This window comes from Kitasatospora sp. NPDC049258 (genome assembly GCF_040678895.1).
Lineage (GTDB): Bacteria > Actinomycetota > Actinomycetes > Streptomycetales > Streptomycetaceae > Kitasatospora.
The window spans coordinates 196,319-208,958 of record NZ_JBFAQT010000001.1; the positions used below are offsets into that span (position 1 = coordinate 196,319).

Annotated in this window: 11 protein-coding genes; 8 read left to right on the top strand and 3 right to left on the bottom strand. The window is 75.7% G+C overall.

All coding sequences use genetic code 11. The features are described from left to right. The 3 genes from AB0K43_RS00945 to AB0K43_RS00955 all read left to right on the top strand — a co-directional run bounded on the left by AB0K43_RS00945 (window position 1) and on the right by AB0K43_RS00955 (window position 1,936). A complete protein-coding gene (locus tag AB0K43_RS00945; protein ID WP_363634423.1) occupies window positions 1–438 on the top strand; it encodes a DUF742 domain-containing protein in 438 nt (145 codons plus the stop codon). Then, entirely contained in the window at window positions 419–1,039 is a 621-nt protein-coding gene (locus AB0K43_RS00950; RefSeq protein WP_363634424.1) for an ATP/GTP-binding protein, read from the top strand. Before AB0K43_RS00945 ends, AB0K43_RS00950 begins: the two co-directional genes overlap by 20 nt. 264 nt (window positions 1,040–1,303) lie before the next feature. Then, window positions 1,304–1,936 carry a winged helix-turn-helix domain-containing protein gene (locus tag AB0K43_RS00955; protein ID WP_363634425.1) on the top strand — a complete coding sequence of 211 codons (633 nt, stop codon included), beginning with the start codon at window positions 1,304–1,306 and terminating at the stop codon, window positions 1,934–1,936. 46 nt (window positions 1,937–1,982) lie between these two features. Here AB0K43_RS00955 and AB0K43_RS00960 read toward each other — a convergent pair whose 3' ends face one another. Then, window positions 1,983–2,978 (bottom strand): aldo/keto reductase, encoded by a 996-nt coding sequence (locus tag AB0K43_RS00960; protein ID WP_363634426.1) that lies wholly within the window; start codon window positions 2,976–2,978, stop codon window positions 1,983–1,985. Window positions 2,979–3,104: 126 nt separating this feature from the next. Here AB0K43_RS00960 and AB0K43_RS00965 point away from each other — a divergent pair, with 126 nt between their 5' ends. The 5 genes from AB0K43_RS00965 to AB0K43_RS00985 all read left to right on the top strand — a co-directional run bounded on the left by AB0K43_RS00965 (window position 3,105) and on the right by AB0K43_RS00985 (window position 11,690). Next, a complete protein-coding gene (locus AB0K43_RS00965) occupies window positions 3,105–3,584 on the top strand; it encodes a group III truncated hemoglobin (protein WP_363634427.1) in 480 nt (159 codons plus the stop codon). 281 nt (window positions 3,585–3,865) lie between these two features. Next, on the top strand, window positions 3,866–4,897 hold the full coding sequence (locus AB0K43_RS00970) for an LLM class flavin-dependent oxidoreductase (RefSeq protein ID WP_363634428.1): 1,032 nt from the start codon (window positions 3,866–3,868) through the stop codon (window positions 4,895–4,897). 103 nt (window positions 4,898–5,000) lie between these two features. Continuing rightward, on the top strand, window positions 5,001–8,447 hold the full coding sequence (locus AB0K43_RS00975) for an AAA family ATPase (protein ID WP_363634429.1): 3,447 nt from the start codon (window positions 5,001–5,003) through the stop codon (window positions 8,445–8,447). Between the two features lie 85 nt (window positions 8,448–8,532). Continuing rightward, the gene (locus tag AB0K43_RS00980; RefSeq protein ID WP_363634430.1) at window positions 8,533–9,453 is read left to right on the top strand and encodes a hypothetical protein; all 921 of its coding nucleotides are present in this window, start codon (window positions 8,533–8,535) and stop codon (window positions 9,451–9,453) included. A gap of 98 nt (window positions 9,454–9,551) precedes the next feature. Then, a complete protein-coding gene (locus AB0K43_RS00985; protein WP_363634431.1) occupies window positions 9,552–11,690 on the top strand; it encodes an MMPL family transporter in 2,139 nt (712 codons plus the stop codon). Between the two features lie 96 nt (window positions 11,691–11,786). On the opposite strand, the gene AB0K43_RS00990 is transcribed toward AB0K43_RS00985, so the two are convergent. Beyond that, window positions 11,787–12,356, bottom strand: a complete 570-nt coding sequence (locus tag AB0K43_RS00990) for a Clp protease N-terminal domain-containing protein (protein WP_363634432.1) — start codon at window positions 12,354–12,356, stop codon at window positions 11,787–11,789. A gap of 3 nt (window positions 12,357–12,359) precedes the next feature. Continuing rightward, window positions 12,360–12,596, bottom strand: a complete 237-nt coding sequence (locus AB0K43_RS00995) for an RNA polymerase subunit sigma-70 (RefSeq protein ID WP_363634433.1) — start codon at window positions 12,594–12,596, stop codon at window positions 12,360–12,362. Window positions 12,597–12,640: the final 44 nt, after the last annotated feature.

A 12,640-nucleotide genomic window follows, 5' to 3' on the forward strand; every position in this document is an offset into this window, starting at 1 on the left:
ATGAGCACCGAGGACGCCGCCACCGAGCCCGCGCTCGACCTGTTCGCCCCCCGTACCCCCGTGGACGACCGCTGGTTCGACGACGACGCGGGCCCGGTGGTGCGGCTGTTCTCGATGACCGGTGGGCGGGCCAGGCCCGCCGACGACGGCCTGTTCGACCTGATCTCCCTGGTCACCGCGGTGAGCGGGGCCGAACAGGCCGTCGCCGACCACCCGCTGGCCCCGGAGCACCACGCCATCCTGGAGCTCTGCCGCGACGAGCCGCTGAGCGTGGCCGAGCTGGGCTCCTACACCGACCTGCCGGTCAGCGTCGTCCGGGTGCTGCTCGGCGACCTGAACGACGCCGAGCTCGTCACCGTCACCCGACCCGTCCAGCTCGCCCTGCTTCCGGACGAGCGCCTGCTGCGAGACGTGATCAATGGCCTCCGTGCACTCTGAGCCGACCGCCCCCGCTCCCACCCGCCAAGGCCCGTGGGGGAGTACCGCCCTGAAGATCCTGGTGGCCGGCGGCTTCGGGGTGGGCAAGACCACCCTGGTCGGCGCGGTCAGCGAGATCCGGCCGCTGCGCACCGAGGAGCAGCTCAGCGAGCTGGGCCGCCCGGTGGACGACACCGAGGGGGTGGAGGCCAAGCGCACCACCACCGTCGCGATGGACTTCGGCCGGATCGACCTGCGGCCCGGGCTGGCCCTGTACCTCTTCGGCACCCCGGGCCAGGACCGGTTCTGGTTCGTCTGGGACGAGCTGGCCCGCGGCGCGCTGGGCGCGCTGGTGCTGGCCGACACCCGCCGGCTGGCCGACTGCTTCCCCTCGGTGGACTTCTTCGAGCGGCGCCGGATCCCCTTCGTGGTCGCGGTCAACTGCTTCGAGGGCACCGAGACCTACGCGCCCGAGGACGTGCGGACCGCGCTCGACCTCGACCCGGAGGTACCGGTGCTGCTCTGCGACGCGCGCAGCCGCGAGGACGGCAAGGAACTGCTGATCCGGCTGGTCGAGCACGCCGCCGACCGGGCCCGGGCCGAGCGGGTGGCCCGTGCGTGAGCGGCCGGATCGCCCCCGGCGGGGCACAGCAGCGGGTTCGTCTGGTTGAATAGGCGCATGAATCTTGTCGAGGGCAGCGCTGAGGGTCGTTTCGACCTTGAGCCGTTCTGGCCGTCCCGACAGCCGCATCTCTTCGACCAGACGTGTCCGGGTTCGCCTCGCGCGTCCCGGCACTCCGCGGCCTGACCTTCCGTCAGCCCGGCCCGGCCCGGTTCGACGCGCAGACGCTTCCACCCCAGTCGTCACGCGCGAAAGAGCGGCACCATGTCTTCTTCCACGGCCGTCCTGTCCATCCCCTCCGCGACCCCGCACCTGCGCGCGGTCCGCTCCGTCCCGTCCGGCGTCGAACGCCGGCGCGACCCCGTCCACCCGCCACGACCCGCGGCGCCGCAGCCGGCGCCCGTCCCGCTGGGCCTGACCGGCCTGCCCGAGGGGGCGCTGGTGGCGGCCCTGCCGCAGTCCGCGCTGCCGCAGGGCCTGCTCGCCCAGTACGGCGCCCAGTTGGGCGCCCTGCCCGGTCACCCGCTGGTCGGCTACCTGGTGCTGGTCCCGGGCGAGCCCGAGCAGCCCGCGCCCGCGGCCCCCGCGCCGCGGCCGGCGGTCCCCTCCGACCACGGCATCAGCGTCGACCCGGACCGCCGCAACGCCTACGTGGACGGCGAGTTGCTCGACCTCACCTACCTGGAGTTCGAGCTGCTGGCCCACCTCACCCAGCACCCGCACCGGGTGCACACCCGCGACCACCTGGTCTCCGCCGTCTGGGGCTACGGCCACGTCGGTGACGGCCGGACGGTCGACGTGCACGTGGCGCGGCTGCGGCGCAAGCTCGGGGCGCCCTACCGGGACGCCATCGTCACGGTCCGCCGGGTCGGCTACAAGTACTCCCCGGTGGTCTGAGCAACCCGCTCGGGGCGGGCCCGGCCGGGGCCCGCCCCGAGCTGCCTCAGGCCCGGCTGAGCAGATCGATCTCCGCCAGCTCCTCCTCGGTCAGCGGCGCGCCGTTCAACGCGTCGATGTTCTGGTCGAGTTGGGCGACACTGCTGGCGCCGACGATCACCGAGACCACCCGGGGGTCGCGCAGCACCCAGGACAGCGCCAGCTGGGCCAGGCTCTGCCCGCGCTGCTCGGCCAGCTTGGCGAGCGAGCGCAGCTGCCGCAGCTTGGCGCCGGTCAGCGCCTGCTCCTTGAGGAAGTGGCCGACCGACATCCGGGAGCCGGCCGGCACCTCGCCGCTGAGGTAGCGGTCCGTCAGCAGGCCCTGGGCGAGCGGGGAGTAGGCGATCAGGCCGGTCCGGGTGTCACCGATCGCGGTCAGCAGGCCCTCGTCCTCGGGCGCCCGGTTCAGGATCGAGTAGTTGGCCTGGTTGAGCAGCACCGGCGTGCCCAGCTCGCGCAGCACCGCCACCGCCTCGCGGTGCTGCTCCGCCGGGTAGTTGGAGATCGCGGCGTAGAGCGCGCGACCCGATCTCACCGCGGTGTCCAGCGCCCCCATGGTCTCTTCCAGCGGCGTGTCCGGGTCGTACCGGTGCGAGTAGAACACGTCCACGTGGTCCAGGCCCATCCGGCCCAGTGACTGGTCCAGGCTGGCCAGCAGGTACTTGCGCGAGCCGCCGTCGCCGTACGGACCCGGCCACATGTCCCAGCCGGCCTTGGTGGCGATGAACAGCTCGTCCCGGTATGGGCGGAAGTCCTGGGCGAAGAGCGTGCCGAAGTTCGCCTCGGCGCTGCCGTACGGGGGACCGTAGTTGTTGGCCAGGTCGAAGTGGGTGACGCCGCGGTCGAAGGCGCGGCGCAGCACCGCGCGCTGCACCTCCAGCGGCTGGGTGTCACCGAAGTTGTGCCAGAGGCCGAGCGAGACGGCGGGCAGCTGCACCCCGCTGCGTCCGGCGCGGCGGTAGGTCATCGAGCGGTAGCGCTCGTCGGCGGCGAGATAGCTCATGGGGTGCATCCTGCCAGGCAGCGGGCGCGGGCCGGGACCAACGGCCCTCGTGCCGGTCGGGCGCGCGACGTAGGCTGGCCGCACCGGCGCGCCGCCCCCGCGCGCCCTGCCGCCGAGGAGCAGCCGATGCGCGCCGACATCGCCGACCGCGGCGACCTGGACCGGCTGCTGCGCCGTTTCTACCGGGCGGCCTTCGCCGACCCGTTGATCGGCCCGTACTTCACCGAGATCGCCCGGCTCGACCTGGAGGCGCACCTCCCGCACATCACCGACTTCTGGGAGAGCGCCCTGCTGCGCACGGCCTCCTACCGCCGCAACGCCTTCGCCCCGCACGCCGGGCTGCACCGCGAACGGCCGCTGACCGCCGAGCACTTCGGGCGCTGGGTCCAGCTCTGGCGGGCGAGCGTGGACGGCCTGCACCAAGGGCCGGTCGCGGAGCGGGCCAAGGCACAGGGCGAGCGGATCGCCCTGGCCATGCTCCGCCGCACCACGGCCGCCGCGGCGGACGGCGGCCCGGGCGGCTTCGTACCGCTGTCGGCCGTGCTGCTGCGGAGCTCGCCCGCGCCTTCGCCGTTCGCCCCCGGGGCGCCCACCAGCCGGCTCTGACGACCGGCCCGGCCGACCCGAAGTGGGCCTTGTCCGGGCACGGGTTGCCGCATAGGCTCGCGGTGGATCAGCGGGACCGGCCGGAGGGGGAGCAGTCGATGCGCACGTGCCCTGCCCGCCGCAGCTGTTGCCGCCCTCGCCGCACCGCGCGCTGACGCCGGCCCGGATCGCCCGGCCGCGCTGACCACTCCCCGGTGCCGCCCCCCGCGAGCGTGGCCGTACCAGGGCCGTGAGCTCCCGCACGGGCGCGGCCGACCGCCCCGCCCGACAAGGAGACCGCCATGCGGTTCACCGTCTCGTCCCTCGTCTCCAACGGCCCCGACCCCGTCACCGGCCGGCAGCTCACCACCCGGGCGAAGCTGGCCAACGTGGTCGACCAGGCCGTGCTGGCCGAGCAACTCGGCTACGACGGCTTCGGGGTGGGTGAGCGGCACGGCGAGCCCTTCGTCTGCCCGGCCCCGCCGGTCCTGCTGACCGCCATCGCGGCCCGGACCGACCGGATCAGGCTGTTCACCACCGTGACGGTGCTGTCGATCCTGGACCCGGTCCGGGTCGCCGAGGACTACGCGATGCTCGACCAGCTCTCCGGCGGCCGGCTGGAGCTGATCATCGGCAAGGGCAACGACCCGCGCCACTTCGGCCTGTTCGGCCTGGACGAGGCGCACCAGTGGGAGCACCTGGCCGAGAACTACGAGCTGCTGCACCGGCTCTGGCGGGAGGAGAAGGTCAGCTGGCAGGGCACCACCCGGCCGCCGCTGGACGGGGTGACCACCTACCCGCGCCCGCTGCAGGACCCGATCCCGGTCTGGCACGGCAGCGCCACCAGCGAGCACTCCACCGATCTGGCCGCCCGCTTCGGCGACCCGCTGTTCTCCGCCAACAGCTTCCACCCGCTGGAGAAGTACGCGGCCCTGGTGGACCACTACCGGGAGCGCTGGGAGCACTACGGCCGCGACCCGCGCGAGGCGAGGGTCGGCACCAGCTTCGGCGGGCTGTTCCTGGCCAGGCGCTCGCAGGACGCGGTGGCCGGGTTCCGGCCGTACTGGGACGCCATGTTCGGCTCGGCGGCCGGCCGGCACAACAACTCGCCGTTCACCTCGCTGGAGGACGCGCTGGAGCGCGGCTCGGCGCTGGTGGGCAGCCCGCAGCAGGTGATCGAGAAGATCCACCGCTACCACGAGGCCTTCGGCAACGAGGTGGTCGGCATCGGGGTGGACGCCCTCACCGAGGACGCCCAGCAGGAGCAGCTGGAACTGTTCGCCGCCGAGGTCGCGCCGGTGATCCGCCGCGCGTTGCCGGCGCCCCGCGGCTGACCGCCCACGGCCCGGGGGCCGCCGCCGATGCCTTGGTGGGAGCCCGGCCGCCGGATCGCATAGGCTCGTCACGACCCGGAACGGGCGGGCGCGAGGAGGGCTGGTGCGGTACGGCGGCGACGCCTCGGCGTCCGTGCACGGAGCGGGCGGACCGGGCGCGGCATCGGGCCAGGACCCGGTCCGGATCTCCCTGCTCGGACCGCTGGCCGCCTCGGTCGGCGGCCGCCCCGCCGCGCTCGGCGGCCCCCGCCAGCGCGCCGTGCTGGCCCGGCTGCTGGTGGCCCGCGGCCGGGTCGTCCCGGTGGACCGGTTGATCGAGGACCTGTGGAGCGGCCGCCCGCCCGCCAAGGCGGCCGCCTCGCTCCAGGCGTACGTGTCCAACCTGCGCCGCCTGTTGGAGCCGGGCCGCGGCCCGCGCGAGCCCGCCCGGCTGCTGGTCAGCCGCGCCCCCGGGTACGCGCTGGAAGCCGCCGCCAGCGCGGTGGACGCCTGGGACCTGGAGAGCCGGGTGCGCGAGGCCCGCCGGCTGCTGCCGCCCGCCCAGCGGGTGACCGAGCACTGGCGGGAGCCGCTCTCCGCGACCGTCCAGGCGGCCCTCGCGCTGCGGCAAGGGCCGGTGCTGGCCGAGTTCGCGGACCAGTCGTGGGCGCTGGCCGAGATCACCAGGATCGACGAACTCATCACCTCGGCAGCCGAGTTGGAGGTGGAGGCGCTGCTCGCCGAAGGCCGCCCGGCGGAGGCGGTCCCGCGCGCCCGGGAGCTGGTCGAGGAGTATCCGCTGCGCGAGCAGGGCCCGCGGCTGCTGGCACTCGCGCTCTGGGGCGCGGGGCGCCAGGCGGAGGCGCTGGAGTCGCTGCGCCGCGCCCGCGCGCTGCTCACCGCGGAGCTCGGCCTCGACCCGCACCCCGCGCTGGCCGAGCTGGAGACCGCGATCCTCCAGCAGCGGCCCGACCTGCCGACCCCGGCGCCGCCCGCCCCCGCGCCGGCCGGGCCCACCGGCGGTCGCGCCGGGGACGACCCGCCCGATCCGCTCTTCGTCGGCCGGGTCGAGGAGCTGGACACCCTGCGTCGGGCCGCCGCGGAGGTCCGTGCCGGCGGCCGGGCGGTGGTGCTGGTCACCGGCGAGGCGGGAGCCGGCAAGTCCACCCTGCTCGGCCGGCTGCGCACCGAACTTCGGCGCACCGACTGGCTGGTGGCCGCCGGGCGCTGCCCGGAGACCGAGGGCGCCCCGCCCGCCTGGGCCTGGACCGAGGCGCTGCGCGAGCTCTCCGGGCAGGCCCACCTGCCGCCCGGCACCGCCGCCCGGCTGGCCCCCCTGCTCGGCGGCGAGCCGGGCCGGCCGGCCGTGGCTGCCCCGGCCCCCGCCGACCCGGCCGCCGCCGACCCGCTGGTCGGACGGTTCCGGCTGCACCGGGCCGTCGAGGACTGGCTTCGGCAGGTCACCGCCGAGCGGCCGGTCGCGCTGATCCTGGACGACCTGCACGAGGCCGACCAGGAGACCCGGGCGCTGCTGGCCGCGCTGGCCGGGGCCGGGCTGCCGGGCCTGCTGCTGGTCGTCGCGCACCGCCCCGGCGAGGGCGAACTCACCGACACCCTGGCCGTGTTGGCCCGCCGCTCGCCGTACCGGCTGCCGCTGGCCGGGCTCGCCGAGGAGGAGGCCGGCCGCCTGATCGAGTCGGTCTGCGAGACTGCCGTCGACGCGCCCACCGTCCGGGCGCTCGCCGAACGCACCGGCGGCAACCCGTTCTACCTGCTGGAGAGCGCCCAACTGCTGGCCGGCGAAGGCGCGTTGGTGGCCGTCCAGGAGGTGCCGCAGGGCGTCCGGGACGTGCTGCGCCGGCGCTTCTCCCGGCTGCCCAGGGCCGCCGTGGAGACCCTGCGACTGGCCGCCGTGGTCGGCCGCGAGGCCGAGGTGGACCTGCTGATCGCCGCCTCCGGGCAGGGCGAGGAGCGGCTGCTGGACGCCCTGGAAGCGGCCGTGCTCGGCGGCCTGCTCACCGAACCCCGTCCCGGCGCCGTCCGGTTCATCCACGCCCTGGTCCGGGACACCCTCTACGCCGACCTCAGCTCGCTGCGCCGCACCCGCCTGCACGGCCGGATCGCCGAGGCGCTCCGGGCCCGGCACCCCGACCAGCTGACCGCGCTGGCCCACCACTACTCCCGGGCCGCCTCCGGCGCCACCGCCGAACTCGCCGTCGACCACTGCGTGCGGGCCGCCGAGGCCGCGGAGCGGCGCTACGCCCACGAGAGCTGCGCCGCCCTGCTCCGGCAAGCCCTGGACGCGCTCGGCCTGGCGCCCGAGGGCGAGGACGACCGCCCGGCCCGCCGGATCGCCCTGCTCGGCGCCCTGCTGCGGGCCCAGGTCCGGGCCGGCAGCATCGCGGCGGCCCTGGACACCCGGGCCGCCGCCCTCGCCCTGGCCCGGGAGAGCGGCCGGGAGGACCTGCTGATCGAGGCCTGGACCGCCTGGACCGAGCCGACGCCCTGGGTGGCGCACCCGTACGGCACGGTCGACCAGGCCGCGATCGAGGCGCTCACCGCGCTGCTGCGCCGCACCGACCTGCCCCCGGTCACCCGCTGCCGGCTGCTGGACGCGCTGACCTACGAACTCGACTGCACCGGCAGCCAGGGCGGCCGGGAGGCCGGCGCGGAGGCGGTCCGGATCGCCCGCGAGGTGGGCGACCCGCGGCTGCTCGCCCGCGCTCTGGCGGCCCAGGCCCGGGTCCACGACTTCGAGCACGCGCTCGGCCTGCGGACCGAGATCGCCGAGGAACTCGCCGCTCTGGCACTGGAGTTCGACCTCCCAGCGTACCGGTGGCACGCCGAGCACCTGCGGGCCACCGCGGCCGCCGTCCGGGGTGACCTGCCGGCGCTGCGCGGCCACATCGAGGAGGGGCTGCGGCTCGCCGAGACGTACGGCCTGCCCGAGCTGGTCGACGTCGGGCTCTGCCAGCAGGGCATGATGGCGCTGGCCGCGGGCCGCCCGGCCGAGGCCGAGGCCCTCTACGCCCGGGCGGTGGACGGCCTGCGGGCCCGGCGTTCGCTGCACAGTGACGGCTTCGAGGCGGTCTACCGGCTCACCCTGGCGATCCAGGCCGGCCGGTTGCACGAGGAGCTGCCGCTGGTCCGGCAGGCCGCCGCGGTGTACGGGCCGCTGGTGGACGACGTGCTGGCGCTCGCCCTGGCCGAGGGCGGCCGCCCGGCGGAGGCCAGGGCCGCCCGCACCCCGGGCCGGCCGATCGCGCTGGACTACTACCGCTCGTTCTTCCTGGTCCTGCGGGCGATGACGGTGATCGCGCTGGACGAGCGTGCCGAGGCGGCCGAACTGCTCGTGGAACTCGGCGAGGTGGACGACCTGGTGGCCGGCGCGGCCAGTACCTCGATCGCGCTGCGCCCGGTCGCGCTGGCCCGCGGCGAGCTGGCCCGCCACCTGGGCCGCACCGCCGAGGCCGCGGCCCACTTCCGGCACGCCGCCGAGGTGGCCCGGCGCTGGGAGTCCCCGCACTGGGAGGCCGAGGCCCGCACGGCCCTGGCGGAGCTCGCGCCGTAGCCCCGGTCGGTGGTCGGCGGTCGGTGTTGGCGGTCGGGGGTCGGCGGGGAGCGGGGCTGTCGGGGGCCTGTGCCAGGGTGGCCGCATGCTCGACATTTCGGTGGAGACGGAGAACGACCAGCGGCACCTGCGGGTGACCGAGGAGCAGCTCGGCGCCCTGGTGCGCCGGATCGGGGGCGAGGGCGACCGGTTCCTGGTGGTCCAGCGGATCCCCGACCTGCCCGACGTCTTCCTCCAGGTGTGGCACGCCGACGGGGGCGGCTACACGCTGGAGCACCGCGACGGCGCGGTCGACCGGCACTTCCAGGTGGAGCTCGACGGGCCCGGCCCGGTGGTCGCCGCGATGACCGGGTGGGCGCGCCAGGAGGCGCGATGGTCGGCCGGCCACGCGTGGTCGCGGCTGGACCTGGGGCCGGTGCCCGGGCCCGCCCCCGCGCCGGAGCCGGCCGAGGACGAGCACCGGCTGCTGGTGGAGCGCCTCCGCGAACTGCTGGTCGGCGGTTGCACCACCCGGGCGGAGCTGGCCGCGACGGCCGAGGAGTACCTGGTCCGCGCCGACCGCCGGCCGCTGTCGCCCGAGCAGGCGCGGCAGCTGGCCGACCGGATCTGGCTGGAACGCGTCGAGGAGCAGGCCGGCTGGGAGGGCGAGACCGACGCGGAGCGGCTCACCCGGGCGTTCGCGGCGCTGGAGGCGGTGGGCGTCACGGCCCGGGAGAACTTCACCTGCTGCCGTACCTGCGGCGAGTCGGAGATCGGCACGGCGGGCGCGCCGGACGCCCGCGGCTTCGTCTACTTCCCCACCCGATGCACCGACTCGGCCGCCGCCGGGCACGGGCTTGACCTGCTGTACGGCGGCTTCGACGGCGCGGCCGGGACCACGGCGGCGATCGGGCGCGAGGTCGTGGCGGCCCTCGCCGCGGTCGGACTCCCGACCCGGTGGGACGGCGACCCCGCGCGGGCCGTCACCGTCACCCCGCGGGACCGGCGGCGCCGGCTGGTCGGCTGAGCCCGGCCGGTGGGTGGCAAGCGGCTGCCAAGTCGGTTCCAAGCCTGACCGGCCATGCTGATCCGGACTACCGCACCGGATCAGCCGAAAGGCCCGTCATGTCCTCCCTCCTCGGCCGTCTCGGCGGCGCCGCAGCCGCCAGACCCTGGCACACCGTGCTCGGCTGGGTGCTGCTGCTGGCCGCCCTGTTCGGGCTCGCCGCCGGCTTCGGCGGCACCCCGCGCGACGACTACCGGGTGCCCGGCACCCGCTCCACCGCCGGCCTCGACCTGCTCCGCGAGCGCTTCCCGGAGATGTCCGGCGCCAGCGCCCGGGTGGTCGTCCACGACCGGCACGGGCAGCGCGTCCCGACCCCGGTGCTGGACGAGCTGCGCACCCGGATCGGCGGCGTCCGCGGCGCCGGCCCGGTGGCCCCGCCGGTCTTCTCGGCCCAGGGCGACACCGCCCTGATCGCCGTCAACTACCTGATACCGGTGACCTCGTTCAAGGGCTCCGAGGGCCTGGACGCGCTGCGCGAGGCGGCCCGCCCGGCCCAGGACTCCGGCCTCCAGGTGGAGTTCGGCGGCCAGCTGCCGGAGAACTTCACCGCCCCCGACGGCACCGCCGAGATCATCGGCATCGTGGCCGCCCTGCTGATCCTGGTGCTCTCGCTGGGCTCCCTGGTCTCGGCCGGCCTGCCGCTGGTGGTCGCGCTGGCCGGGCTCGGCGCCGGCACCGCGCTGACCACGCTGCTCGCCGCGGTCACCGACATCAGCCCGACCGCCCCCACCGTGGCCAGCATGGTGGGCCTCGGCGTCGGCATCGACTACGCGCTGCTGCTGGTGAGCCGGCACGTCGAGGGCCTGCGCAAGGGGCTGACCCGGCAGCAGGCCGCGGCCGAGGCCACCGCCACGGCGGGCTCCTCGGTGGTGGTGGCCGGCTCCACCGTGCTGGTCTCGCTCTTCGGCCTCAAGCTGGCGGGCCTGCCCACCTACTCCTCCTTCGGCTACGCGACCTTCCTGGTGGTCGGGGCGGTGATGCTGGCCTCGCTGACCCTGGTGCCCGCACTGTGCTCGCTCGCCGGTCCGCGGCTGCTGCGCCGCGCCGAGCGCCGCGGGCCCGGCCCGTCGGCCCGGCCCGCCGGCCCGACCAGGACCGAGCGCTGGGCGCAGCTGATCGGCCGCCGCCCGGCCGCCGCCGCGCTCGTCTCGCTGGTGGTGCTGCTGGCCCTGGCCGCCCCGATGCTCGGGATGCGCACCTGGCCGCAGGACGCCGGCAGCCAGGCCACCGGGAACACCACCCGCAAGGCGTACGACCTGGTCGCCGAGGCCTACGGGCCGGGCGCCAACGGTCCGTTGCTGGTCGCGGTCGACCTGCGGAAGCTGCCGGCGACCGAACTGCCGGGCATCGTGGACCGGTTGGGCGCCGACCCGGGTGTCGCCGCGGTCGCCCCTCCGCTGCTGAACCAGGCGGCCGACGCCGCCGTGGTCTCGGTGCAGCCGAGGACCGGGCCGCAGGACGAGCGCACCGCGCAGTTGCTGGACCGGATGCGCGAGCGGCTGCTGCCCGCGGGCGCCGAGGTGACGGGCGTGGTCGCGTCCTTCGCCGACATCTCGAAGCGTCTCTCCGACCGGCTCTGGGTGGTCGTCCCGTTCGTGGTCGCGCTCTCGCTGATCCTGCTCACGGTGCTCTTCCGGGCCCCGGTGATCGCGGTGAAGGCCGCGGCGATGAACCTGCTCTCGGTGGCCGCCGCGTACGGCGTGATGACGGCGGTCTTCCAGTCCGACACCGGTGCCGGGCTGCTCGGCCTGCCGCACTCGGTGCCGGTCTCCAGCTGGGTCCCGATCCTGATGTTCACCGTGCTCTTCGGCCTCTCGATGGACTACGAGGTCTTCCTGCTGGCCCGGGTCCGCGAGGAGTGGCTGGCCACCGGCGACGCCAGGGGCAGCGTGCTGCGCGGCCTGTCGGCGACCGGGCGGGTGATCAGCAGTGCGGCCGCGATCATGGTGGCGGTGTTCACCGGGTTCGCGATCGACCCCGACATCACGGTCAAGATGATGGGCGTGGGGATGGCGGTGGCCGTGCTGATCGACGCCACCGTGGTCCGCCTGGTGCTGGTGCCCGCCACCATGACGCTGCTCGGCCGCCTCAACTGGTGGCTGCCGGCCTGGCTGGACCGCCTGCTGCCGGAGCTGCGGATCGAGCACGGGGGCGACCCGGTCGCCCTGGTCGTCGAACCGGAGCGCGTGCCGGCCTGACCGGGCCGGATCCCTGCTCGGGCCGGATCCCGGCCCGCTCCCGCTCAGCTCCCGCTCAGGTCCCGCCCCGTAGCCGCGGGGCGGGACCCGGCGGTTTCAGCGCAGGGTCGCCTCGACGGCCCCGCGCACCGCCGTGAAGTCCAGCCCGTGGTCCGCGATCACCTTGGCGCCCAGCCCCTCGCCCTCCCGCAGCAGCCCCAGCAGCAGGTGCCCGGTGGCGATCCGGCCGGACTCCAGGCGCACCGCCTCGCGCAGCGCCAGCTCCAGGGTCTTCCTCGCCCCGGCGGTGAACGGGCTGCGCCCGCCCCTGGCCTCTCCGGAGCGGAACCAGCCGCGCCGGCGGGCCGCCGGCTCCTCCGGCTGCGCGTCCAGCGCCCCCTCCCCGAAAACCGCCTCGACGGCCTCGCGGACGGCGTCCAGATCGACCCCGATGGTGGCCAGCGCCGGGCCGTCCATCCCGCCGCCGACCAGCCGCAGCACGGCCGCGCGGGCGGTTTCGTGGTCGAGTCCGGCCTCGACCAGCACCGCGGCGGCCGGGTCGGCCGGGTCCGCGAGGACGGCGAGCAGCAGGTGCTCGCCGCCGATGTGACCGTGCCCCAGCTCGGCGGCCTCCGCCCTGGCCCGGACCACCACCTGGCGCGCCGATGCGGTGAATCGCTCCAACATCCCTCAGTCTCCATCCTGTTGCGTGCCGAAGCCACGCCGGGCGTACTTCTTGTGGACGGCCTGCCGGCTGATGCCCAGGCACACCGCGATGTCCTGCCAGGACCAGCCCTGGCCGCGGGCGTTGGCGACCTGAAGGTCCTCCAACCGGTCCGCCAGTTCACGCAGCGCGCGGACGGCGCGCAGTCCGACGGCCGGATCACGGCTGCTCGCGGCGGCCGCGAGCTCCTTGGTCTCGCTCATGTTGTCAACCTAGGTTGACGGCTCCGCAGCTGTCAACCTTGGTT